We start from the raw sequence: 24,175 nt of genomic DNA on the forward strand, positions 1-24,175 counted from the left end.
TTCCGTCTGCCTGCCGCCGGCTGCCGCAGATCGACCCAAATCTCGCCTTAGCGATTCGCCACATTCGTTGGGAGGGAACCGTTTTGAGAAAGAAATTGCGTTATAGCATAGCGGCAATCGCCGTCTTCGCCGCAGCCGTTTATCTGAACAATACCAATCTTTTGGCATCGCACCGGGAGGGCAAGCCGGTGCTGCTGGCACATCGCGGGATCGCGCAGCGTTTCGACGAGCGCAATTTGACGAACGACACCTGCACGGCGGCGCGCATGCTGCCGCCGAAGCACGACTATCTGGAAAATACCATCCGCTCGATGCGCGCAGGCTTCGATCTGGGTGCGGATATCGTCGAGGTCGACGTCCATCCGACGACGGATGGGGAATTCGCGATCTTCCACGACTGGACGCTCGACTGCCGCACGAACGGGCACGGCGTCACCCGCGAGCACGCGATGGCGGAGATGAAGGCGCTCGATGTCGGCTACGGCTATACGGCCGACGGCGGGAAGACCTTTCCTTTCCGAGGTACCGGCATCGGCCAGATGCCGACGCTTGCCGAGGTGCTTCAGACGTTTCCGGACAGGCGGCTGCTGATCAATGTCAAAAGCCGGGATCCGTCCGAAGGCGAGAAACTGGCTGTCGTCCTCAATGCCCTGCCCGCCGAGCGCCGGGAACTGATCATGGTCTATGGCGGCGACGAGCCCATCGAAACCATCCGCCGCCTGGCGCCGGACATCAAGACGGCATCGCGCGCAAGCCTCAAAGCCTGCCTGCTCGGCTATATCGGCTACGGCTGGACGGGCATGGTGCCGCAAGCCTGCAAGAACACGATGATGCTGGTGCCGGTCAATATCGCTCCGTGGCTCTGGGGCTGGCCGGACCGTTTCCTCAATCGCATGGAGGCTGGAAACAGCGTGGTCTTTGCGCTCGGCCCTTATCGCGGCGGCGATTTTTCGACGGGGATCGATACGCCCGAAATGCTGGAAAAGCTGCCTGCCGATTATTCCGGCGGCATCTGGACGAACGAGATCGAGGCGATCGGCAAGCTCAGGGAAAATTAGGCTCCCCAAGATACTTCGCGGCAAGGATTCTGTGTCAGAACATATATTCGTTTGGCACGAATGATGACGGCGAAAGGCTCCTTGATGTATCTGCGGCGCGATATGCTCGGCTTTGTCGGTGCGGCTTTGGTCCTGCCGATGGCCGGTCGCGCCTTCGCTACGTCAAAACGGCCCGCACTGCGCGGGGCGCTGGATGCATCCGGCGCGGCAAAGAGCGGGCTGCAGGCTCTGATCGACGAGGCGGCACGCAGCGACACGCCTCTTTATCTTCCGGCCGGGACCTATGAAGCTTCGAACCTCGTGCTACCGGACAATGCCCGCATTATCGGCGTTCCGGGTGCGTCGCGGATTCTTCATCAAGGCAGTGTCAATTCGGCGGAGGGCGCCCGGCGCATCGAGCTTTCCGGCATCGTCATCCAGGGTGGCGGCGGGATGAGCGGCGAGGACAATAGCGGCCTCGTGCAGTTGACCGGCATTGCCGACGTGCAGATCGACAACTGCGGAATTGCCGAGGCCGGCAAGCATGGCCTGCGCCTGGAGCGCTGCGGCGGCCGGATCGAACGCAGCCGTATTTCAGGGGTGGCGCAGGCCGGTATCTTCGCAGTCGATTCCACCGGGCTTGCGATAACCGGAAACACGGTTGCCGATTGCGGCAATGGCGGCATCCTCGTGCACCGCTGGGAAAAGGGCCAGGATGGCACCGTCGTTACCGGCAACCGCGTTAGGCGCATTAGGGCGGATGACGGCGGCACGGGGCAGAACGGCAACGGCATCAATGTCTTCCGCGCCGGCGGCGTGATGGTGGCAAATAACCAGATTTCCGATTGCGCCTTTACCGCCGTGCGGGCCAATTCCGCCGACAACGTGCAGATCACCGGCAATCAATGCCTGCGCTCCGGCGAGACGGCGATCTATGCAGAGTTCGATTTTCAAGGCGCCGTCTTATCTGCCAACCTCGTCGATGGTGCTGCGAACGGCATCTCGATCGCCAACTTCAACGACGGCGGAAGGTTAGCCACCGTCATCGGCAACATCGTGCGGAACCTGAGGCGCGACGGCCCCTACAAATCCGAGGTCGGTTTCGGCATCGGAATTGCCGCGGAAGCCGACACGACCATCTCGGGCAATGTCATCGAAAACGCGCCGCTCTGGGCGATGCAGCTCGGCTGGGGGCCATATCTGCGCAATCTCGTTGTCACCGGAAATGTCGTACGCAAGGCGCCTGTCGGCTGTGCGGTCTCGGTGGCGGAGGGTTCAGGCACGGCGGTGATCACCGACAACGTCTTCCAGGAAATGAAGGAGGGCGCGGTCTTAGGCTTCGAATGGGAAAAAAAGGTCTCCGGGGATCTCACGCAAGCGGGGAGCGAGCGATACCCGCATCTCACCATCGAACGGAACCGCATCAGCTAGGATGCATCAAAAGCTTTCATTGATCCATCAGGACCAGCCGCTTTCGCTTCGCCCGGCCGCGCTCTAATTTGCGCGCAACGTTCAAGGGGGACAAGCATGCTGACAATCTACGGCGTTTACCGTTCGCGCGCTGCGCGCGTCTACTGGACGGCAGAGGAACTCGGCATCGCCTTCACCTCCGTTCCGGTGATCCAGGCGAAGCGGCTTGCCAATCCGCTGGCGCCGGACGCACCGATCAATACGCTCTCGCCCGAATTCATCGCCATCAATCCGATGGCGCGGATCCCCTCGATCAAGGACGGCGAGCTGGTGATGCACGAGTCGCTGGCGATCAATCTCTATCTCGTGCGCAAGCACGGCGGTCCGATTTCCGGCAAAACCGTCGAGGAGGACGGTTTGCTGACGATGTGGACCATCTGGGCGCTGGCGGAACTCGAGCCGCATACGGTAAGGATCGTCGTGACCTATGACAACGAGCACGAAAACACCGAGGCCGGAAAGGCCACGATCGACGTCGCCTGCCGCTCCATGAAGCGCCCCCTCGCCGTGCTGGAAAAGCACCTCGCCAACAAGGAGTGGATCGTCGGCGACCGCTTCACCGTTGCCGATCTCAACGTTGCGGAAGTGCTGCGCTATGGCCAGACGGAACAGGCACTGTTCGACGCTCATCCGAAGGTTAACGCCTGGCTGAAGCGCTGCCAGTCCCGCCCGGCCTATCTCGCCATGCAGGCGATACGCTCGAAAGAGCCGGTCTGAACCAACGACAGTTCGATCACCCTATTCCGATTGGCTGGATTTCCAATCGAGCCCGATGTCCAGCGTCGGCGCGCTGTGCGTCAGCCAGCCGACCGAGATCAGATCGACGCCGGAAGCGGCAATCGCACCTGCGGTTTCCGGCGTCACCCGCCCGGAAGCTTCGGTGATCGCACGGCCGGCGACGATTTCAACCGCCCGGCGAAGCTGGTCCGGGGTCATATTGTCGAGCAGGACGGCATCCACGCCGGTCTCCATCGCTTCACGCAACTGGTCGAGCGTATCGACCTCGACTTCGATCTTCACCATATGGCCGGCACCGGCCTTGGCCCGGCAAATGGCCTCGGCGACGCCGCCGGCAATGGCGACATGATTGTCTTTGATCAGCACGGCATCGGAAAGCGCGAAGCGATGGTTGACGCCGCCACCGGCGCGCACGGCATATTTCTCCAGGGCGCGCAGTCCCGGCGTCGTCTTGCGGGTGCAGGCGACCGAGGCATTCGTACCGCCGATCGCGGCCACGATCCCGGCCGTCACCGTGGCGATGCCCGAAAGATGGCCGAGAAAGTTCAGCGCCGTCCGCTCTCCGGTCAAAATGGCGCGCGAGCGACCTTCGATCGTGGCGATGACGTCCCCGGGTTTCACCGCCGCGCCGTCCTCGACATGAGGGGTCATGATGATCGCGGGATCGACAAGCTCAAACGCCAGCGCGGCAGCGTCGAGCCCAGCGATCACGCCCGGCTGGCGGGCCACCATGACGACCGTGGAGCGGTGATCGCGCGGAATGACGGCAGCCGAGGTGATATCGCCAGCAAGGCCGAGATCTTCCAGCAGCGCATTGCGGACGGGCGACTCGATCAGCAGCCGCGGCAGGGGAACAAGCGTCATGTCAGGCACTCCTGGCAAGGGGGTCGGATGCAACGGCCCGCGCAAAGTTTAAAACCTGAGGAAAATTCATCTTTTGGCGCTTTGCATGCACGTGCTTGAGCGGAAAATCGGTTCGGGCATGGGCACCGCGCGACTCCGTCCGCAGCGCCGCAAAGGCGGCAATCAACAGCGCGACGGTGGCAGGATCCGTTGCCGGCCCCTCCTTCTCGACGAAGGGCAGGAGCGCGCCGATCGCGCCATGGATCGTACCACCGTTCCGCAGCACGCCGAGATGCGCGGAGACAATCCGCCGGATCGGCGATGCGTCGGGTTGCGGCGGCAGCGCTTCGATCGCTGTTGGCCGCAGGGATACGGTCGTGCCGGCGATATCCCGGGCCGAGCGCATGCCCATGACCGCGGCTTCGAGCAGCGAATTGCTGGCAAGGCGGTTGGCGCCGTGCAGGCCAGTCGATGCTGCTTCGCCGGCGACCCAGAGGCTAGGGAGGGAACTGCGGCCGTTCTTGTCCGTGGCGACACCGCCCATGTGGTAATGCACGGCCGGTGCAACCGGGATCAGCTGCCGCGCCGGATCGACCCCGGCTTCGCGGCAGAGAGTATCGATCACCGGAAAGCGGCTTGAAAAGCGAGCGCCGAGGGCCTCGCGGGCATCGAGATAGACCTTGCCGCCGCGGGCGATCTCGGCGCTGATCGCGCGCGCCACCACGTCGCGCGGTGCAAGTTCCTGAGCAGGCTGATCCGCCATGAAGCGCTCGCCGCGCTCGTTGACCAGCATAGCCCCTTCGCCGCGCACCGCTTCGCTGACGAGCGCCAGCGGCCGGCGCTTCGAGCGGAGTGCCGTCGGGTGGAATTGCACGAATTCCATATCCGCAAGCACGGCGCCTGCCCTTGCAGCGAGGACGATGCCCTGGCCGAAATTGATGACCGGATTGGTCGTCGCCTCGTAGAGGCCGCCGAGGCCGCCGGTTGCCAAGAGGACATACGGCGTCGGCACCATGAAAGCCTTTCCGCCGGACGCGCAAAGGACGCCGCCGATCGCACCGTCTGCGAGCGCCAGACGCCGGACTTCGAAATTGGCAAGCACGGTGATCGACGGCGTGGCCGAGACGGCTCGTACCAGCGCGCGAATGATGGCGGCACCGGAGCCGTCGCCTTCGGCATGTACAATGCGCGGGCAGGAATGAGCGGCCTCCAGCCCGAGCGCTAGCCGACCTTCGGCATTCCTATCAAAGCGGACGCCTAATTTCTCAAGCGCCGCGATCACCGCTGGCGCTTCGCTCACGATTCCGGCGGCGGTCTCAGGGTCACATAGGCCGTCACCGGCAGCAAGCGTATCGGCAAGGTGCAGGTCCGCCCTGTCATCCGCGCCGATGCTTGCTGCGATGCCTCCCTGGGCCCAGGCGCTCGAGGTCTCGGCGCCCAGGGCGGCTTGCGTGATCAGGACGACCGGCTGCGGCGCCAGCGTGAGCGCCGCCATCAGCCCAGCAATGCCGCTGCCGACGATGACCGGGCGGCCGGCAAGATGGGTGAGGATTTCGGTCATATCGCCAGCATCCTTTCCACGGCACGCCGCGCGGCAACCGCAATGGCGGGCTCGACGGTGACTTCGTGGCGGTTTTCCTGAAGCGCCGTGCGGATGTTCGAAAGCGTGATCCGCTTCATGTGCGGGCAGAGATTGCAGGGCCGGATGAATTCGACATCCGGATGGTGCACGGCGACGTTGTCGCTCATCGAACATTCGGTGAGCAGTACGACACGCGCCGGTCGCTTCTTCCCGACATAGTCGGACATGATGGCGGTGGAGCCGGCGAAATCCGCTTCGGCGACGACGTCCGGCGGACATTCCGGATGGGCGAGCACGGTGACGCCCGGATAATTTTCCCGAAGCTGGCGGACATCATCTGCGTTGAAGAGCTCATGCACCTCGCAGTGGCCATGCCAGGCGATGATCTCAACATCGGTTTCCTTTGCGACGTTGCGGGCAAGATATTCATCCGGGATCATCAGCACGCGCGGCACACCAAGCGATTCGACCACCTGCTTCGCATTGCCCGAGGTGCAGCAGATATCCGAGGCGGCTTTCACCGCCGCCGAGGTATTGACATAGGTGATCACCGGCACGCCGGGATGGGCCTGGCGCAGCAGCGCGACATCCTCCGGCGTGATCGAATCCGCCAGCGAGCAACCGGCGCCCATGTCGGGAATGAGTACCGTCTTTCCGGGATTAAGCAGCTTCGCGGTCTCGGCCATGAAGTGGACGCCGGCAAGCACGATCACCTCGGCATCCACCTCGATCGCCTTGCGCGCCAGCGCCAGGCTGTCGCCGACGATATCGGCAACGCCGTGGAAGATCTCCGGCGTCTGGTAATTGTGGGCGAGGATGACGGCGTTGCGGCGGCGCTTCAGATCGAGGATCGCTTCGACATCGTCCTGGAAGGTCAGCCATTCCGCCTTGGGGATGACGCGCCTGACACGGTCATAGAGAGAGGACGCGGACACGGGAGAATTCACGGCGAGCTCCTTTTATACTCGAAACGAGTATTTCTAGGACAAATTAATTATTCTCAGTTTGAGTTTATGTCAAGCGCGGGAGAGCGGGAGTTTCGAGCCGGACAGCGCGCGTTCTTCGAGAACGGCATGCCGGTAGCGAAAGAGCTTCGCCGGGCGGCCGCCGGTTTCGCTGGCCATCTCGCCGGTTTCCTCGATCAGTTGCTGCTGATCGATCAGCCGGCGGAAATTCGGCTTATGAAGCGTAAGGCCCGCCAGCGCTTCGACGCTGCGCTGAAGCTGCAGCAGCGTGAAGCTCTCCGGCATGAGCTCGAAGACGACCGGGCGATACTTGATCTTCGCGCGAAGCCTGGCTATTCCGGTCGCGAGAATCCGCCGGTGATCGGCAAACATCCGGCGGCCCGGGTTCTCCGCCACGGTTGCGCCCGCCTCCCCCACCAGGCCCGCCTCGTACAGCAGTTCGTAGCGTTGCAGGGCGAGATCTTCGTTCCATGCGGCGCCATCCAGGCCGAAAGTAAAGGCGATCCGGCGCTTGCGGTTCTGCTGGCGAGCGGCATCCGTCGCTTCCCAGCGCCGCAGCCGGTCGACAAGCGCATCGAAGACCGGCGGCTTGCCTTTGCGGTGATCCTCCCACGGAAAATATTCGTACCAGCTATGCCAACCCGGCGCCGGGTGCTCCCGCACCAGCCCCAGATAGCTGATCGAGATCGTCCGTCCACCGAGGATCTCGTTCTGCCGGTCGCGGTCGGCGAAGGTATAAAGCTGTTCAAGATAGCCAACCGGATGAGCCGTCTGCTCCTGAATCCACTCCCGCAGCCCGCTCTGCAGCGTGCGGTGCCCCATCTCGAAGGATCCGGAAGGCAGCGCCTCGCCAGTCCTGACCGTCATGATGCGCGGGTCTTCGTCGGTTACGGCGGCGAGGACCGCGATCAGTTCTGCGTGTGCGACGCCGATGGGCACTGTGATGGATCGTCCTCTGCGAATGTGGTTCTAGCAAACAGCTTTGCCACACGAGCTATACAATGCCAATGCCAGCCAAGCGCAGCCCGCTGTCAGTCACGCCCTCAAGAAAAGAGCTTCACCGTTCCGGCCATCTCCTCGCGGATCCAGGCCTTGAAGTCCCGCACCTTCTTCGGCTCGCGCGCGCCTTCGGCTGTCACGAAATAATGGCCGAAACCGGTTTTCGCGCGGATGCCGAAGGGGACGGCGAGCTGGCCGGCCTGCAGCGAATAGTCTGCCAGCGTCTGCCAGGCGAGCATGACGCCCTGCCCGGCGATGGCCGCATCGAGGCAGAGCGAGGCGTCGTTGAAGACGTGGCGCGTCGCCGGCGCCGAACCTGAGAGGCCCGCCTCCTGCATCCAGACCTCCCAGCCGAACATGGCGCGGCCATCGATGACGGCAGGCAGCTTCCGGATATCCGCGGGTTCCTTCAGATCGCGCGCCATCTGCGGTGCACAGACCGGGAATACTTCCTGCTCCACAAGCAGTTCGGCCGTGACGCCGGGCCACTGCCCGGCACCGACGCGGATGCCGATATCGACGTCGGATGTCGACAGATTGACGAGGCATGTCGTCGCATCGATGCGCAGTTTGATATCCGGAAAACGCGCGGCGAAACGATCGAGCCGCCACACCAACCAGCGGGCGGCGAAGACGGGTGCCACGGAGATCGTCAGCGTCGCGTCGTCCCGGCGCTGCGCGATCGAGACGGCCTGCGACATACGGTTGAAGCCCTCCGTCAGAGCGGCAAGCACCGGCGCGCCCGCTTGCGTCACCACCATGCCCTTCGACGTGCGCTCGAAAATCAGCTGATCGAGCTGCGCTTCGGTCTTGATGACCTGCTGGCTGACGGCACCGATCGAGACCCCGAGTTCCTCCGCGGCAAGCTGCAGCGAACCGAGACGCCCGACGGCCTCCAGCGCGCGCAGCCCGTTCAAATGCACCGAGTTGAGATTCCGCATATATATTTTCTATAGCGCGTCGCTGATAATCTCAATTGAAAAGGTTCCTCATGGCTCCGATATTGAGGCGGAGCACCTGTAACGGCGAGGTATTCTCGCCGCACACTGTGCATTTGCGAACCAGAGAAAGCGAGGCATGCCATGTCATTGCTGAAGTTTTTCTTGAGTAAGGCATCCGACGCGAAGGCTCCTGAGGCCGACGATCCGCTGTCGCATCCGGAGATCGCCGCAATGTCGCTGCGGCAAATGGCCGATCTGCCTTTAAACTATCCGGCGCCGAAGCCAACGCGATATGAGACGCGGCCGCTTTCGAAATGTGCATGATTGCTGCTGGGGTCTTTTGCGCAAACAACGGAAATGGATTGGATGCCGCCGGCCCTCCTTGCACCTCATTGCTGTCCTTGTGACGGCAACACAGCCACGGCGAGGGTTGCCCGCATGAGCCACCCCCATCTCCTCTCGCCGTTCGACATGATGAAGGAGGGAGTAAGGGGCGCCCTCATCCCTTTTCAATCGTCAGCGCCCGCTGCACCGCCGGGCGATCCATCATCCGGGCGTAATGGGCGGTGGCCTTGGCGAAACGCATCGGGTCGACGCCGTCGCCGCGCAGCCAACCGGTCATCGTGAAGAGATAGGGATCGGCGACGGAATACTGCTCGCCCATGACCCAGGGGCCGGCGAGCATCGTCTCCTCGATGAGTTCGAAACTTTCCGTCATGGTCTGCGGCACCTTGGCCTGCATGGCTTCGTGCGCGGCGGGATCGTCGGCCCAGCGGGGCCCGCGGCGCTTGTGTGCATGGTTCACATGCACGGTCGAGCAGAGGTAGCTGTTGAAGGCCTGCAGGCGGGCAAACTCGAAGGAGTCGTCGAGGGGCGCGAGCCTGGCCGCAGGGGCGGTCTGCGCGATATAGGCGAGGATCGCCGGCGTTTCGGTGACTATGCCGCGATCGGTGACGAGGGCGGGGACGCGGCCCTTCGGGTTGATCTTCAGATATTCCGGCGAGCGCTGCTCGTTGTCCTTGAAGCTGATCATCCTTGCTTCATAGGCAAGGCCGGATTCCTCCAGCGCGATGAGACTTGCCAGCGCACAGGTGCTTGGCGCGAAATAAAATGTCAGCATGGTCGAGACTCCCTTTCGGGATTTTATATAGCGCAGCCGTCACACCCTGCCCATGGCGGAAATCGGGGCCGTTGCCGGCCCCGGCGCCATCACGCGGCTCTCGCGCAGCCCGGCACCTCTTCCAGCTTGTACCAGACCGGAATGCCGCGCTCGCGCGCGATGCGGACGTCGTTGTCGGCACCTTTGGAGTCCCCCGGCAGCCGCAGCACGCCCTCGCAAAGCTCCAAAAGCCGGTGGGCGACGGGGTGGAAGATTTCCTCGTAGAGATCATCGCCGATCGACTTGCCTCCGGCTGCATTCCAGACCGGCAAGGCCACCCATTCGCCGATCATCGGCACATGGCCTGCCTTGAAGAGCGCGTAAGCCGGTTCCTCCAGTCGCTTCAGGTTGGCCGTCATTTTTCCCGGATCATCGCCGGTTCCGGACCGGTACGGCCCTGCAATCAAGATTAACATCGTCAAACTCCATCACTCCCGGCCTCATGCACGGGATTTCACGATAATGCGTGAAATTACTTGCATGTCGAGTCATTTCAGGCATTATCGTGAAAATTCGTTGAATTTCGTGCAGAGTGATGCTGACAACACAACGCAAATCCCTGATCCTCGACATCCTGCGCCGTGACGGCCAGGTCATCGCCAAGCGCGTCGCCGAAGATTTAGCGCTGTCGGAAGACACGATCCGGCGCGACCTGCGGGAGATGGCGGCTGACGGGCTCTTGAAGCGGGTGCATGGCGGCGCGATGCCGATTGCGCCCGACCTGCCAAATTTCTCGGCGCGGCGGAGCGTTTCGTCCGATGCCAAGCAGCGGCTCGGCGCCAGGGCGGTACAAATGGTGAAAGCGGGGCAGATGATCTTTCTCGACGGCGGGACGACGACGGCGGAGATCGCCCGGTATCTGCCACGCGACATCGCCTTTACCGTCGCAACGCATAGCCCGACGATCGCCACGGAACTGGAGCATCACCCGACCGCCGACATCATTCTTACAGGCGGGCGGCTCTACAAGCACTCGATGGTGGCAACCGGCGCTGCGGCCATGGCGGCGATCTCGCAGCTCAGACCCGATATCTTCTTCCTCGGCGTCACCGCCGCCCATCCCGTGCACGGGCTCTCCACGGGCGATTTCGAGGAGGCGGCGATCAAGCGCCATATCGCCCGTTGCGCGGCCGAAACATATGTCCTGCTGACCGAGGAGAAATTCGATCTCGTTTCGCCCTGCGCTGTGCTCGGCATTGCCGATGTTGCCGGACTGATCGTTTCGGCGGGAGTGCCGGAAGAGCGGCTTGCGCCCTACCGGGCGCTCAATGCCGCGATCCTCCAAGCATGAAGGGCGCGGCGAGCCGCGCGATGTCCTGCGGCAGTAGGCTTGCGGAGAGAGCCGCCACGAAGACCGCCAGCATAGCATAGGCCGGCATCATGCTGCCGGTTCCGAAATCGAAGATTGCCGCCAAAAGCGGCTGGAATGCCGCGATCGTTGAGGCGATCCACGGCATGCCGAGCATGCGCGCCGGGAGGGCACCGAAGCCTGGCGTTTCCACGATTGCCGCAAGCACGCCGTAGCACGCGGCAATCCAGATGACGGCCCGCAGCCAGGCCCGTTGGCCAAAGGGAACCATCCTCCCCTCTTCGAAGGCGATGAAGAGATAACCGCAGAACACCGTGACGAAGAGGAAGGCCACCGGCAGGCTTTCGACGACCATTTCCGGCCGCAACTGGCCCGTCCAGCCGCCCGCGAGAATCCCCGGGAAGGCCGCCGACGCCGAAAACCAGACAAGCGCGACAGGCCCCCAGAGCCAGTTGACCGACAGGTAACGCAAACGGGCGAATGTGCAGATCACCATGATTGCCCCCGCAAGCCCGATACCCGAAGGCTTCATCGCGCCGGACATGGCAAGCACGATCGGCCCGCAGGAACCGGCGATCTCGGCGCAGCCGGAAATGGCGACGATCGCCCAGGTCACGTAATCGAAGCACATGGAAAAGAACAGGAAGATCGCGACGGCGATCAGCATCCACCAGAGATAGCGGCCTGCAAACATATCCTGCCCTCGCGGCACGGGTTGAACGGCGCACCATAGTAGGACAAATGCGCCGCCGCGCATCTCCTCTCGCAGGATTTGGTTTAACGCACATTAGGAATTGCTGATTATCCAAAACAGCCTGTGCCGTAACGGCACGGCCTACGCGAGAAGCGCAGCCGTGACGCGAATGTCGCCGACATGGATGCCGTTCCAATTGTGCATCGGCTTGACGCCCATCGAAATCAGCTTCGCGTGAACCTCGCTGCCCCTTTCGAAGAACCGGGCGAGCGCTGCCGCCACCATGGCCTCGGCGGCGCGAGTCGTCCCGTCCTCGCACTTTACGGCAATCGAGATCCCTTCTTCGGGAATTGCAGCGCAGAAGACGCCCTCGGCGCCGGTCTTGGCGAAAATCCTGCCCGGCGCGATCTGCATCAGCTCGGTGCAGGCGCGGCCCGTACCCGCGACATAGAAGGGCTCCGCCATGCAGGCGTCAAATAAGCGGCGGGAGGCCTTGGCGCGCAGCGGTTCAAGGCCATTGCCGGTCGCCATCTTGGCAAAGCCATGCGCGAGGCCGCGGAGCGGCACGGCATAGGTCGGGATCGAGCAGCCGTCGGTGCCGCAATTGTCGCGGCCGAGCACGGCGCCGCTGAGGCTCTCCATCGTACCGCGTATCTCTTGCTGCAGCGGGTGGTCGTAGCCGGCATAGCCCTTCGGATCAATATCCTGATGGCAGCAGGCGCAGACGAAGCCTGCATGCTTGCCGGAACAATTGTTGTGGAGCGCCGTCGGCGCTGTGATCGTGCGCGCCTGGTGGATCAGAGTCTTGCGGTCCGATGACCAGTGGACACCGCATTCCAGCGTTTCGACGCTCCCTCCAGCGCGCGCCAGCATGGAGGCGGCAAGCGCCACATGCTCGTCCTCGCCGTTATGTGAAGAACAGGCGAGCGCCAGTTCCTTGTTGCCGAAGCCATAGGCATCGGCCGCACCACTTTCGACCAGCGGCAGCGCCTGCATAGCCTTGCAGGAAGACCGCGGGAAAACGCCGGCATCGATATCGCCAAGCCCGAAGACGACCTTGCCATCGCCGTCGACGGCAACGACCGTGCCGCGATGGCAGCTTTCGACGAGCGAGCCGCGAGTGACTTCGACAGTGACGGGATTGGACATGGGCAGGAATCCGGATCGGTTTTTGGGGAGAGCAAAGCCATAGCGCGTTGCGCCGATAAAGCAACGCCTTTTGGCCGCGCTGCGGCGCAATTGCATTCCCGTTTCGTCCCGAAGCCTAAAGCGGACTGATCCGGTAGGCGCAGCGGCGGGCGCCGAGGAGAATGTGCTCGGACCGCTCGACATTGGCGCCAAGCACATTGCGGAAGGTCTCGAGCTCGGAACGGCAGAAGCCGGCGCAGGCCCGGGCCGCCGCACAGATGGCGCAGTGGTTTTCGACAAGCATAAACGTGCCGTCCTCTTCCATCCAGCTATCGGCCATGTAACCTTCGCGCGTCCGGATCGCTGTCAGCTGGCGGATGCGCAGAGCGAGATCGGAAGCCGAGACCTCCTCGCGATAGCGCTTCACGGTTTCTGCCTCGCGTGCCGAGATGATGGTATCCAGGGCATCCCTGCCGAGCGTCTTGACCATGGTGCTCAGAAGGGTCGCGGTCAATTCCGCGTGGCCGTCCGGAAAGGTCTGGTTACCGGCCAGGGTCAGATGCCAGAGCTGACCTGGCCGTCCTCGGCCCGAACCCGGCTCGGTAAGCGGCTCGACAAGACCGTCCTCGGCAAGCTTCGTCAGGTGCTGGCGCGCCGCTTCAGACGTAATGCCCAGCACATCGCCGATCGACGCTGCGCGCTGCGGCCCTTCGGTCTTTAGCAGAAGCAGAATGCGGTTGGCAGGCGATTGACGCATTTATTTTTCCAAGTCGTTACTTGCTTTAATGAGACAGGCATGTAATTTTCCAATTTATAACTTGGAAAATAATGATCCGCTAGCGAAAACATCAAGGTAATTAGCATGACCAGTGCCGATCAGGCCGCTGCGCCGCAGTCATCCGTCTTCCAGCTTTTCACGTCGTCCCTGCTACCCGCCACGCTGATGCTCGGCGGCGGAGTGACGCTCTATGCAATCGAAAGCTATATCACCGCCACAGTCGCCCCCTCGATCGTCCGCGATATCGGCGGCTTGCCGCTCCTTGCCTGGGTGACGACGCTCTTCGTTGCCGCCGCCGTGCTCGGCTCGATCTTCGTCGCCATGCGGCCGCGCGGTATGGGCTTGCGCGGCGCCTATGTCTGCGGCGCCCTGATATTCGCAACAGGCAGCCTCATCTGCGCCGCCGCACCTGTCATGGAAGTAGTGCTCGCCGGGCGCGCCGTTCAGGGTTTCGGCGCCGGCATCCTTGCCGCGCTCGCCTATGCTTTCGTCCGCTTCGCCTATCCGGAGCCGCTCTGGCCAAAAGCCTCCACGCTCTATGCCGCGATCTGGGGTGTTGCGACCCTACTCGGGCCGAGTGCAGGCGGCCTGTTTTCGCAAGGGAGTGCGTGGCGATACGCCTTCATCATCATCGTGCCGCTCGGTCTGCTGATGGCCGTTCTTGCGCCATGGCTGCTACCGAAAGCGACGGACGACCGCGCCCACGGCAAGACGCCGGCCTTGCAGATCTGCCTGCTGCTTGTCGCCGTGCTGTTCGTCAGCATCGCGGGCACCGTCGAGCATATGGTCACGAAGGCTGCGCTGATTGCCGTTTCCGTCCTCTCGATCTCACTGATGCTGGTGACGGAACGTCGAGGCAACAACCGGCTTCTGCCGACCGGCGCGGTCATGCTCGCAAAGCCGGTTGCGCGCGTCTACCTCATCATGTTCGCGCTGCTGTTCATCCTCGTCAGCGACATCTATATTCCCTATTTCCTGCAGGCCCTGCATGGCGTGACGCCGCTAATTTCCGGCTATCTGACCGCCCTTGTCGCGCTCGGATGGACGATCGCCGCCTTCTTCAGCGGCTCTCTGACCGGCAGGCGCGCGAGCAACGCGATCGTCGCCGGCTGTATCATCGAAGCGCTGGCGACCGTTTTCCTGGCGATCTTTCTCGCCCGAGACAACCAAATGGCGAGCCTTGCAATTCTCGGACCGGCGGCTGTCGCAATGCTGATGATGGGCTTCGGCGTCGGCCTCGGATGGGCGCATCTGGTGACAAAGGTGCTGCGCCTTGTCAGCAGCGCCGAGCAGGACAAGGCATCGGCAGCGATCTCCACGGTGCAGTCGCTCGGCGGCGCTTTCGGCGCGGCGGTCGCAGGCGTCATTGCCAACAGCACCGGGCTCGTCACACCGGGCGGCATTGCCGGCAGCATCTCGGCAGCCCACTGGCTCTACGCCGCCATGGCGCTCCCGGGCATCGTCACGATTGCGGCGGCACTGACGCTGAGAGAGAAGGCCGAAATTGAAAAGAGGCGCCTCGGGGCGCCTCTTCCATGACTGAGAGCTTCGCGCGATCTCAGGCGACGCTGCGCTCCGGCTCTTGCTGGACAGCCTGCTGCTTCACGCCGAGATAAAGAACGGAGCGGAGGCCGATGCCGTAGGTGTCGCAGACTTCGGGCGTCAGGAACTCACTGACCGGAACCTCCTGCACCGCAAGGCCTGACCGCCGGATCACATCGACGAATCCCGGCTTCGAGAAGATGCGTACATGGTCATCCTGGCCGAAATGCTGCCAGCGCCCCTCAGGCGTCGTCACTTCGGGATTTTCATAGTTGTCCTGGATCGACAGGCAGATCGGCGCCATCAGGATGGCAATGCTGTTCTGCTTGAGAACACGCCGTATTTCTGAGGTGGCGCGCACCGGATCGTCGACGTGTTCGAGCACGTGCGAGCATAGAACGAAATCGAAAGTCTCGTCCGCATAAGGCAGATTGTGAATGTCCGCCTTGTCGTCCGCCTCCGGCATATACATGTCGCAGCTGCGATAGAAGATGTGCGGATGGCTTTTCAGCCAGAAGCTCAAAGAGCGGCCTGGGGCGATATCCAGAAACCGGAACGGCTGCGCCTGGTTGAGGCGCTGAAACACAGGCGTCAGGAACAGGGCATAGAGCCTGTCGCGGTCGCTCGAGTGACAGTTGGGGCAACTATAGGCCTGATGATTGATCGTTTCGAATTCATCGACCCCGTAAGGAAAGCCATGTTCGGTCGCCTTGTCGATATAATACCGCGGAAGCGGCACGAAATGCGGAATCCTGCTGCGGCAGATGGGGCAAGAGTGGAATAGAGCCATTGCATTCCTCGTGGGGACCGTACGACGCGCAATCAACGCCACATCAAGATGCGCAGTTCGGGGGCCGGGTTTCGCTCAGACGACAGTTCAGCGACCCCGGAGACTCACTTACGGCCAGGATCAGTTTTACCTTGTGCACCGATGCTGGTCCGAAGCTGACCTCAAACGGTCAGCGTGATCTTGCCGATATGGCTGCTCGTTTCCATCAGCCTGTGCGCTTCGACGACATCCTCGAAGGCAAAAATCCTGTGGATGACGGGGGCGACCTTGCCGGCTTCGAGAAGCGGCCAGACCTGGGAGAAAAGGTCGTCGCGGATGGCGCGCTTTTCTTCTGCAGTGCGCGGGCGCATCGTCGAGCCGGTGACGGTGAGGCGCTTGGCCATGATCGGCGCGAGGTTGACCCTTTCAGCGACCGCGCCGCCCAGCAAAGCGATGATCGACAGGCAGCCGTCCCTGGCGAGCGATGCGATATTCTTTTCGAAATAGGCAGCGCCGATCATGTCAAGTACGACATCGACGCCATCGCCACCGGTCTCGGCCTTGATGACTTCGGCGAAATCCTCACTCTTGTAGTTGATCGCCCGCTTCGCGCCGAGCTTTTCGCAGGCCTCGCATTTCTCCGCCGAGCCTGCGGTCGCATAGACCTCGGCGCCAAAGGCGCGGGCGAGCTGGATCGCCGTGGTGCCGATGCCGCTGGAGCCGCCGTGGATGAGAACGCTTTCACCCTCCGTCAGGCCGGCCATCTGGAAGAGGTTCGCCCAGACGGTGAAGAAGGTCTCCGGCAGGGCTGCGGATTTCACCGCATCGTAGCCCTTCGGGAACGGCAAAACCTGGCCAACGGGCAGCAAGCAATATTCGGCATAGGCACCGCCATTGGCGAGGCCGCAGACCTTGTCGCCGACCGAGTATCCGGCAACGCCCGGACCGATCGCGGCCACTTCACCGGAAAGCTCGAGCCCGAGAATGGGGCTTGCATCCTTCGGCGGCGGGTATGTTCCCTGGCGCTGCGCCACATCCGGACGGTTGATGCCGATCGCCTGCATACGAACGAGTATCTGCCCCTCGCCGGGCACCGGAACAGGTCCGGTCGCGATCCTCATGACTTCCGGCGCGCCGAAGCTCGGCAGGTCGACGAAACGCATGTTCGCTGGCAAGGGCATGACGGTCTCCTCTTTCCGAAAGCCCAGGAGATAATTCAGCGCCCGGTGCTTGGGAAGGAGAGAAGTGGCAAAGGCGTCAATTCGCCTCGCCCAGCGGATGGAAGATCAGCCCGTCGGCGCTTTCTTTCGCTTCGGCCTTGATGTGCGCTATTTCGGCGCTGACACGATTAATGTCGTCGATCACCAAGCCTTCCGGCAGTTCAAGGACACCGATCGAGCAGCGCATCAGCGGGAAAAGCGCTTCCGTACCGGCACGGTCATGACCGCGAATGCACCCGGCAGCGCGGTCCTCGTCGGAGTAGAGATCGCGGACGTCTTCGTGGAAATCGCTGATGAGCCGGTCAAGAATCTCGGTCAGTTCCTCCTTCGTCCATCCGATGACGCCGATGAAGAAGTCGTCGCCCCCGACATGGCCGAGGAAATGACGCTCGGCGAAGAAGTAACGGCGCATCAGCGCGGCGAAGAGCGAGATCGCGTGGTCGCCGAGATGAAAACCATAAGCATCGTTGAAAGGCTTGAAGTTATCGAAGTCGCAATAGCAGAAATGCCGTACCTCGTCGCCGTCGCGACCGGCCTGGCGCATGAAATCGCGGATGGCGCGGTTGCCCGGCAGGCCGGTCAGCGGGTTCTGGTCCTGCGCGGTCTTCAGCTGCTTTTCGTTGATGACCTTGATGAGCGAGGCGGCGGAGACGACGCCGGCATAGCGCATGTTGTCCGTAAGGATCAGGCAGTTGCTGCCTTCCATATTGGCGAAGATCGTCATCAACCGCTCGGCGTCGGAATCAAGACCGACGATCGGTGCCATTTCGACGAAGTGTGAAATCGTGCGGCCATAGACCTTATTCTTCAGGAGATCGCGGCCGAAGGGCTGGTAGATATATTCCTTGATATGGTGCTCATGGATGATGCCGCGCGGCTCGCCATTGGCATTCAACACCGGGAAGAACGCCTGGCGCGGATTGCGGCGAAAGAGCTCGAAGACCGTGTCGATGCTGTCGTTTTCATAGACCGTCGGCAGCACTTCAATCTGTTTGCGAATAAGGATTTCATCGAGCGATTGCGTGTTGTGCTTGCTCTTGCCGAGATCCTGCAGATGCGGAAACGAGGACACGAGCTCGGAGGTATGCGGCGTCGGCCGGGCAATGAACCAGCCTTGGACGAGATCGACGCCATATTCGCGGCAAGCGAGGAATTCCGCTTCGGTTTCGATGCCTTCCGCGATCACCCGGGTGCCGAGCACATGGGCGATGTTGACGATATTCTTCAACAGGTGGCGCTTGCGCGGCTTGCGGTCGATGTCGGCGACGAAGTGACGGTCGATCTTGAGGTAATCGACGGCATAGTCGCAAAGGAGCTTCATTTCGCCGTGACCGACGCCGAAGTCGTCGATTGCCAGCTTGAAGCCGGTCTTGCGGAGCTTGGAAACCAGCGCCTCGAATTCCGGCACGCTGGTATTGTCGAAACGCTCGGAGAATTCGAAGCAGACCGAGGACGGCGGGATGTTGGCGGCCTTCAGGTGCTGGAGGAGGGTTTCAACCAGGCGGTCGCCGTGCGGGATCAGCCGGACGTCGAGATTGAGGAAAAGCGTCGAGGTCGAATAATTGCCGAGCGTCGCGAACTTGGCGAGCGCGCGGCTGGCGACCATCTGCTCCAGCTGCAGCAGCTGGGCGGCGCGATGCGCCTCATCGAGGATTTCAACAGGGGAATCGAAGCCGAGGCGTTCCTGCCCGCGCATCAGGGACTCGTAGCCGAAGACCGTGCCCGTCCCTGCTTCGACAATTGGCTGGAAAGCATTTTCGATGACGAGTTTCGCGAGCGTCACGATCTGATCGCTGGCATAACGGCGTAATACGCCCGGTTCGACGGCGGCAGCCAAAGACATGCCAAATTCTCCACTGCGAAGTCTTCTTTTTCGCAGCGAAGATGGTGAAAAAGCATCAACGAACCCTTTCGCCAATGTGAAACTTTTGTGAAAGTTGCGGACTGGAATGTTTCAGCATTCCGATCAATGGCTTAGGTCCCGACCCTATCAGGCGGATCGGCGGCGCTCCGCTTCGTGATCGGCAAACATATCTGCAACGCAGCGGCCTCCACTCGCGCGGTCTTCGTCATTTAGAACGTCATTGCGATATTCTGCGAGCTTGCGGGCGGCATCCCAGAGGCGCAGCGCCTCACGGACAACCTCGCTGCTCGATGCATAGCCGCCATGATCGACGGCATCGCGAATGCCTGCGGCCTGGACCGGTGATATGGAAACTGTGACCATTGGCATGAACTTCCTCCCTTCGTTTTTCTATGGGACAGAACCTGCCCTACGCGGGATGCATGACCACTCATGACATCTGTTCCGGCAATGTCGTCTGCCGGCGCCTTGGTATCTGAATTTTAGTCCCGCCTCACATGCTTGTCAAAAAAAGAAACATTCCGTGAGCACAGCCTGTGGACAGCCTCATTGCACGCTTCGAAGGCCGATGCCGAACGCAATCATCGTCCATCCCTGCAGAATAAGATCGACCGCGAGGAAAAGACCGAGGACCCAGAGACTGTTCACCGGCCAGCCGAGCGCGATGATAAAGCCTGCGAGCGCGGTGACCACGCCGCTTACGACAATCCAGCCCCAGCCCTTGAGCGGCTTCATGCGGCGGCCGATAAAGACACGGAAGACGCCGGCGACAAGCAGAGCGACGGCGAGAAAGAGCGTCAGTGCAGCGGAGGTAAGGATCGGATTGATGAAAGCGCATATGCCTGCGAGGACGTAAAGTACACCGCTCAGCGCCCAGAAAAGGATGTGCTCCCAGCCGCGCACCTGAAAGGCGTGGATGAGATAGACGATCCCCCCGAAGACCATCAGCATTCCCACGGAATAGACCGACACCACGGTGGCGAGAAGCAGATTTCCGACCGCGATCAGGCCGCAGATCAATAGCAGCACGCCGAGACCCACGAACCATATCCATTTCGACTGCAGGGACGAGGACGGCGCTCCATCGAAGACGTTAGCCATGACACACCTCCTGATAGGTGTTGATATGCTGCAGAATCGCGGGCCGGAAAGGGTTGAGGCTTCTCAAACTCCGTCAAAAGATTTTTGTTGATTGATCAGTCAATCAAAAATAATATGTGCTGAACTGTCGGAGCTTGCCCTCATGCCGAAAATCGGAATGGAACCTCTACGCCGAAAGGCGCTCGTCGACGCTGCGCTGCGCGTAATCGCGGATCACGGCACGCTGAGCGTCACCATGTCCGATATCGCCCGCCAGGCCGGCGTGTCTCCTGCCCTTGCGCACCACTATTTCGGCAGCAAGGAGCAACTGCTGATCGAGACGGTCCGTTCGCTGCTCAGGCAGTTGCGTGACGACACGGTGACGGCGCTGAAGACTGCCCGGACACCACGCGAAAAGCTCTCTGCCGTCATCCGCGTCAGCTTCCAGGCCGATCAGTTCGCGCCGGAAACGATCGCCGCATGGCTCGCCTTCTATGCCGAGGCGCAGCGCTCGGAAGAGACGCGCCATTTCCTCGTCATCTATGCCCGCCGGCTGCGTTCGAACCTGCTGGCCAACCTCAAGAAGCTTTGCCCGCCGGATGCCGCAGGACGCATCGCCGAAGGCGCTGCTGCGATGATCGACGGGCTCTATATCCGCCAAAGTCTGAAATCGGCGCCGATCAACATCGAGGCTTCGATCGGGCTGACGGAGGATTATGTGACGATGCAATTAAGGGGGATCGAATGAGGCCAACCGCACAGGAATGAGGAGCCTTATTTTTGCCCTGTCGGACAAAGCAAAGGATTGAATTATGAAAGCCCAGCCGAAAGCGTCGCACTTCATTGACGGCGAATATGTCGAGGACGAAGCGGGCAGCGTCATCGAAAGCATTTATCCGGCAACCGGCGAAGTGATCGCGCGGCTGCATGCGGCAACGCCTGCCATCGTCGAGAAAGCGATCGCGGCTGCCAAGCGCGCACAGCCGGAATGGGCGGCGATGAGCCCGACGGCCCGCGGCCGCATCCTGAAGCGCGCCGCCGAGATCATGCGCGAGCGCAATCGCGCGCTTTCCGAGCTCGAAACGCTCGATACCGGCAAGCCGATCCAGGAAACGATCGTCGCGGATCCGACGTCGGGCGCCGACAGCTTCGAGTTCTTCGGCGGCATCGCGGCAGCCGGCCTCAACGGCTCCTATATCCCGCTCGGCGGCGATTTCGCCTATACGAAGCGCGTGCCGCTCGGCGTCTGCGTCGGCATCGGCGCCTGGAACTATCCGCAGCAGATCGCCTGCTGGAAAGGGGCGCCGGCGCTGATCGCCGGCAATGCGATGGTCTTCAAGCCCTCGGAAAACACGCCGCTCGGCGCGCTGAAGATTGCCGAAATCCTGCACGAAGCAGGCCTGCCGAAGGGCCTTTACAATGTGATCCAGGGAGACCGCGACACCGGCCCGCTGCTCGTCAACCATAAGGACGTGGCAAAGGTGTCGCTCACCGGCTCGGTGCCGACCGGCCGCAAGGTCGCCGCCTCCGCGGCAGGCCAGCTCAAACATGTGACGATGGAGCTCGGCGGCAAGTCGCCGCTGATCGTCTTCGACGATGCCGATGTCGACAGCGCAATCGGCGGCGCCATGCTCGGCAACTTCTATTCGACGGGCCAGGTCTGCTCGAACGGCACCCGCGTCTTTGTGCAGCGGAAGATCAAGGGCGAGTTCCTGAGGCGGCTGAAGGCCCGCACCGAGGCGATCCTGATCGGCGACCCGATGGAAGAGGCGACGCAGCTCGGCCCGATGGTTTCCTTCGACCAGCGACAGAAGGTCTTGAGCTACATCGACAAGGGCAAGGCCGAGGGTGCGACACTCGTCACCGGCGGCGGCATTCCGAACAATGTTTCCGGCGAAGGCTATTACGTCCAGCCGACCGTGTTTGCCGACGTGACCGACGGCATGACCATTGCCCGCGAGGAGATCTTCGGGCCGGTGATGTGCGTGCTCGATTTCGACGACGAAGCCGAAGTCATCGGACGTGCGAACGCCACCGAATTCGGCCTTTCGGGTGGCGTCTTCACCGCCGATCTGACGCGCGCCCACCGCGTCGCCGACCAGCTCGAGGCGGGCACGCTCTGGATCAACACCTACAATCTCTGCCCGGTCGAAATTCCCTTCGGCGGCTCGAAGCAATCCGGTTTCGGGCGGGAGAACTCGCTTGCGGCGCTGGAGCATTATTCGGAGTTGAAAACGGTTTACGTGGGCATGGGGCCGGTAGCGGCGCCTTATTGAGAAGAGCCAAGCCCTCCCGCTTGTGGGGAGGGGAAGGCCAACACATACTGAGTGTACATCATGCAAGCAGACTTCGTCATCATAGGCTCCGGCTCGGCAGGGTCGGCCCTCGCCTATCGTCTCTCGGAAGACGGCAGAAACAGCGTGATCGTCATCGAGGCGGGCGGCAGCGACTTCGGGCCGTTCATCCAGATGCCGGCAGCCCTTGCTTGGCCGATGAGCATGAGGCGCTACAACTGGGGCTACCTCTCCGAACCCGAACCGAACCTCAACAGCCGGCGCATCACCGCGCCGCGCGGCAAGGTGATCGGCGGATCCTCCTCGATCAACGGCATGGTCTATGTGCGCGGCCATGCCGAGGACTACAACCGTTGGGAAGAGCTCGGCGCCAAGGGCTGGGCCTATGCGGACGTGCTGCCCTACTTCAAGCGCATGGAGCATTCGCACGGCGGCGAGGAAGGCTGGCGCGGCACCGACGGCCCGCTGCATGTGCAACGCGGCGGCTTTCGCAACCCGCTGTTCCATGCATTCATCGAAGCCGGCAAGCAGGCGGGTTTCGAGGCGACGGACGACTACAACGGCTCGAAGCAGGAAGGCTTCGGGCTGATGGAGCAGACCATCTTCCGCGGCCGTCGCTGGTCTGCGGCGAGCGCCTATCTGAAGCCGGCGCTGAGGCGGCCGAATGTCGACATCGCCTACGGCCTGGCGCGCAGGATCGTTATCGAGAACGGCCGCGCGACCGGCGTCGAGATCGAGCGCCGGGGCAAGGTCGAAATCATCAAGGCGAACCGCGAGGTGATCGTTTCCGCCTCATCCTTCAACTCGCCGAAGCTCTTGATGCTTTCCGGTATCGGCCCTGGCGCTCATTTGCAGGAGCACGGCATCGAGGTGAAGGCCGACCGGCCAGGCGTCGGCGCCAACCTGCAGGACCATATGGAATTCTATTTCCAGCAGGTCAGCACCAAGCCGGTTTCGCTCTATTCCTGGCTGCCATGGTTCTGGCAGGGCGTAGCGGGCGCGCAATGGTTGTTCACGAGATCCGGCCTCGGCACCTCCAACCAGTTCGAAGCCTGCGCCTTCCTGCGCTCGGCAGCCGGCATCAAGCAGCCGGACATCCAGTATCACTTCCTGCCGGTGGCGATCAGCTATGACGGCAAGGCGGCGGCGAAGAGCCACGGCTTTCAGGTGCATGTCGGCTACAATCTCTCGAAGTCGCGCGGATCCGTCACCCTGCGCTCGCCCGATCCGAAGGCCGACCCCATCATCCGCTTCAACTATATGAGTCATCCGGATGACTGGGAAAAATTCCGCCACTGTGTGCGCCTCACCCGCGAGATCTTCGGCCAGCAGGCTTTCGACGCCTATCGCGGGTCGGAAATCCAGCCGGGCGAGAAGGTGCAGACGGATGACGAGATCGACGGCTTCCTGCGCGAGCATCTGGAAAGCGCCTACCACCCCTGCGGCACCTGTAAGTTGGGCGCTAAGAACGACCCGATGGCGGTGATCGACCCGGAGACGCGCGTCATTGGGGTCGACGGCCTGCGCGTTGCCGACTCGTCGATCTTCCCACACATCACCTACGGCAACCTCAACGGCCCCTCGATCATGACCGGCGAGAAGGCGGCGGACCATATCCTCGGCAAGCAGCCGCTGCCGCGCTCGAACCAGGAGCCCTGGGTCAATCCGCGCTGGGCACTGAGCGACCGGTAATCAGAGCTGGTAGGGCACACGAATGCCCAGCAGTCTCGTGGGATGTTGTTCGCGCCTATTGCCGATATCAA

General features: G+C 62.2%; 23 protein-coding genes. 8 read left to right on the top strand and 15 right to left on the bottom strand.

Annotation, left to right across the window (positions count from 1 at the left end; translation table 11 throughout):
- The first annotated feature begins 83 nt into the window (after positions 1-83).
- The 3 genes from ACZ9DP_RS29900 to ACZ9DP_RS29910 all read left to right on the top strand — a co-directional run bounded on the left by ACZ9DP_RS29900 (position 84) and on the right by ACZ9DP_RS29910 (position 3,224).
- A complete protein-coding gene (locus tag ACZ9DP_RS29900; RefSeq protein WP_476204435.1) occupies positions 84-1,058 on the top strand; it encodes a glycerophosphodiester phosphodiesterase family protein in 975 nt (324 codons plus the stop codon).
- An 84-nt stretch (positions 1,059-1,142) separates the two neighbouring features.
- Positions 1,143-2,468 (top strand): TIGR03808 family TAT-translocated repetitive protein, encoded by a 1,326-nt coding sequence (locus tag ACZ9DP_RS29905; RefSeq protein ID WP_476205503.1) that lies wholly within the window; start codon positions 1,143-1,145, stop codon positions 2,466-2,468.
- A 96-nt stretch (positions 2,469-2,564) separates the two neighbouring features.
- Positions 2,565-3,224 (top strand): glutathione S-transferase family protein, encoded by a 660-nt coding sequence (locus ACZ9DP_RS29910; protein WP_194729197.1) that lies wholly within the window; start codon positions 2,565-2,567, stop codon positions 3,222-3,224.
- 21 nt (positions 3,225-3,245) lie between these two features.
- Here ACZ9DP_RS29910 and nadC read toward each other — a convergent pair whose 3' ends face one another.
- From nadC to ACZ9DP_RS29945, 7 genes are all read right to left on the bottom strand, one after another.
- Entirely contained in the window at positions 3,246-4,109 is an 864-nt protein-coding gene (gene nadC / locus ACZ9DP_RS29915) for a carboxylating nicotinate-nucleotide diphosphorylase (protein ID WP_476204436.1), read from the bottom strand.
- Position 4,110: 1 nt separating this feature from the next.
- Complete coding sequence (locus ACZ9DP_RS29920; protein WP_476204438.1) at positions 4,111-5,649, bottom strand: L-aspartate oxidase; 1,539 nt, start codon at positions 5,647-5,649, stop codon at positions 4,111-4,113.
- The gene (gene nadA / locus ACZ9DP_RS29925; protein WP_476204439.1) at positions 5,646-6,617 is read right to left on the bottom strand and encodes a quinolinate synthase NadA; all 972 of its coding nucleotides are present in this window, start codon (positions 6,615-6,617) and stop codon (positions 5,646-5,648) included. The genes ACZ9DP_RS29920 and nadA overlap by 4 nt, the downstream gene beginning before the upstream one ends.
- Before the next feature lie 69 nt (positions 6,618-6,686).
- Positions 6,687-7,574: an NUDIX hydrolase gene (locus ACZ9DP_RS29930; RefSeq protein WP_239595092.1), complete on the bottom strand. Its 888-nt coding sequence runs from the start codon at positions 7,572-7,574 to the stop codon at positions 6,687-6,689.
- Between the two features lie 104 nt (positions 7,575-7,678).
- Complete coding sequence (locus ACZ9DP_RS29935; RefSeq protein ID WP_239595094.1) at positions 7,679-8,575, bottom strand: LysR substrate-binding domain-containing protein; 897 nt, start codon at positions 8,573-8,575, stop codon at positions 7,679-7,681.
- A 499-nt stretch (positions 8,576-9,074) separates the two neighbouring features.
- Positions 9,075-9,695, bottom strand: a complete 621-nt coding sequence (locus ACZ9DP_RS29940; protein ID WP_194729191.1) for a glutathione S-transferase family protein — start codon at positions 9,693-9,695, stop codon at positions 9,075-9,077.
- An 89-nt stretch (positions 9,696-9,784) separates the two neighbouring features.
- Positions 9,785-10,150 carry a DUF4406 domain-containing protein gene (locus tag ACZ9DP_RS29945; RefSeq protein WP_194729190.1) on the bottom strand — a complete coding sequence of 122 codons (366 nt, stop codon included), beginning with the start codon at positions 10,148-10,150 and terminating at the stop codon, positions 9,785-9,787.
- 119 nt (positions 10,151-10,269) lie between these two features.
- Here ACZ9DP_RS29945 and ACZ9DP_RS29950 point away from each other — a divergent pair, with 119 nt between their 5' ends.
- Entirely contained in the window at positions 10,270-11,025 is a 756-nt protein-coding gene (locus ACZ9DP_RS29950; protein WP_476204440.1) for a DeoR/GlpR family DNA-binding transcription regulator, read from the top strand.
- Here the strand turns inward: ACZ9DP_RS29950 and ACZ9DP_RS29955 are convergent.
- The 3 genes from ACZ9DP_RS29955 to ACZ9DP_RS29965 form a co-directional block, all read right to left on the bottom strand.
- Positions 11,000-11,737, bottom strand: a complete 738-nt coding sequence (locus ACZ9DP_RS29955; protein WP_476204441.1) for a hypothetical protein — start codon at positions 11,735-11,737, stop codon at positions 11,000-11,002. The genes ACZ9DP_RS29950 and ACZ9DP_RS29955 overlap by 26 nt on opposite strands.
- Before the next feature lie 141 nt (positions 11,738-11,878).
- The gene (locus tag ACZ9DP_RS29960; protein WP_074070197.1) at positions 11,879-12,886 is read right to left on the bottom strand and encodes an asparaginase; all 1,008 of its coding nucleotides are present in this window, start codon (positions 12,884-12,886) and stop codon (positions 11,879-11,881) included.
- A 115-nt stretch (positions 12,887-13,001) separates the two neighbouring features.
- Positions 13,002-13,622, bottom strand: a complete 621-nt coding sequence (locus ACZ9DP_RS29965) for a helix-turn-helix transcriptional regulator (protein ID WP_239595103.1) — start codon at positions 13,620-13,622, stop codon at positions 13,002-13,004.
- A 105-nt stretch (positions 13,623-13,727) separates the two neighbouring features.
- Between ACZ9DP_RS29965 and ACZ9DP_RS29970 the strand changes: the two genes are divergently transcribed.
- Positions 13,728-15,182 carry an MFS transporter gene (locus ACZ9DP_RS29970; RefSeq protein ID WP_476204442.1) on the top strand — a complete coding sequence of 485 codons (1,455 nt, stop codon included), beginning with the start codon at positions 13,728-13,730 and terminating at the stop codon, positions 15,180-15,182.
- A gap of 19 nt (positions 15,183-15,201) precedes the next feature.
- Here ACZ9DP_RS29970 and ACZ9DP_RS29975 read toward each other — a convergent pair whose 3' ends face one another.
- The 5 genes from ACZ9DP_RS29975 to ACZ9DP_RS29995 all read right to left on the bottom strand — a co-directional run bounded on the left by ACZ9DP_RS29975 (position 15,202) and on the right by ACZ9DP_RS29995 (position 20,139).
- A complete protein-coding gene (locus tag ACZ9DP_RS29975) occupies positions 15,202-15,975 on the bottom strand; it encodes a class I SAM-dependent methyltransferase (protein WP_074066975.1) in 774 nt (257 codons plus the stop codon).
- A gap of 161 nt (positions 15,976-16,136) precedes the next feature.
- Positions 16,137-17,135 (bottom strand): NAD(P)H-quinone oxidoreductase, encoded by a 999-nt coding sequence (locus ACZ9DP_RS29980; protein ID WP_476204443.1) that lies wholly within the window; start codon positions 17,133-17,135, stop codon positions 16,137-16,139.
- Between the two features lie 76 nt (positions 17,136-17,211).
- Complete coding sequence (locus ACZ9DP_RS29985; protein ID WP_476204444.1) at positions 17,212-19,017, bottom strand: GGDEF domain-containing protein; 1,806 nt, start codon at positions 19,015-19,017, stop codon at positions 17,212-17,214.
- 147 nt (positions 19,018-19,164) lie between these two features.
- Complete coding sequence (locus ACZ9DP_RS29990) at positions 19,165-19,407, bottom strand: ribbon-helix-helix domain-containing protein (protein ID WP_022716366.1); 243 nt, start codon at positions 19,405-19,407, stop codon at positions 19,165-19,167.
- Positions 19,408-19,584: 177 nt separating this feature from the next.
- Positions 19,585-20,139 (bottom strand): HdeD family acid-resistance protein, encoded by a 555-nt coding sequence (locus ACZ9DP_RS29995; RefSeq protein ID WP_194729182.1) that lies wholly within the window; start codon positions 20,137-20,139, stop codon positions 19,585-19,587.
- Positions 20,140-20,281: 142 nt separating this feature from the next.
- On the opposite strand from ACZ9DP_RS29995, the gene betI reads away from it, so the two are divergent.
- From betI to betA, 3 genes are all read left to right on the top strand, one after another.
- Positions 20,282-20,866, top strand: coding sequence for a transcriptional regulator BetI (gene betI / locus ACZ9DP_RS30000; protein ID WP_476204446.1), 585 nt, complete (start codon positions 20,282-20,284; stop codon positions 20,864-20,866).
- A 64-nt stretch (positions 20,867-20,930) separates the two neighbouring features.
- A complete protein-coding gene (betB, locus tag ACZ9DP_RS30005) occupies positions 20,931-22,394 on the top strand; it encodes a betaine-aldehyde dehydrogenase (RefSeq protein WP_476204448.1) in 1,464 nt (487 codons plus the stop codon).
- A gap of 60 nt (positions 22,395-22,454) precedes the next feature.
- Positions 22,455-24,104 carry a choline dehydrogenase gene (betA, locus tag ACZ9DP_RS30010; protein WP_476204449.1) on the top strand — a complete coding sequence of 550 codons (1,650 nt, stop codon included), beginning with the start codon at positions 22,455-22,457 and terminating at the stop codon, positions 24,102-24,104.
- The last annotated feature ends 71 nt before the right edge of the window (positions 24,105-24,175 follow it).

The organism is Rhizobium sp. USDA 4016 (assembly GCF_056279705.1).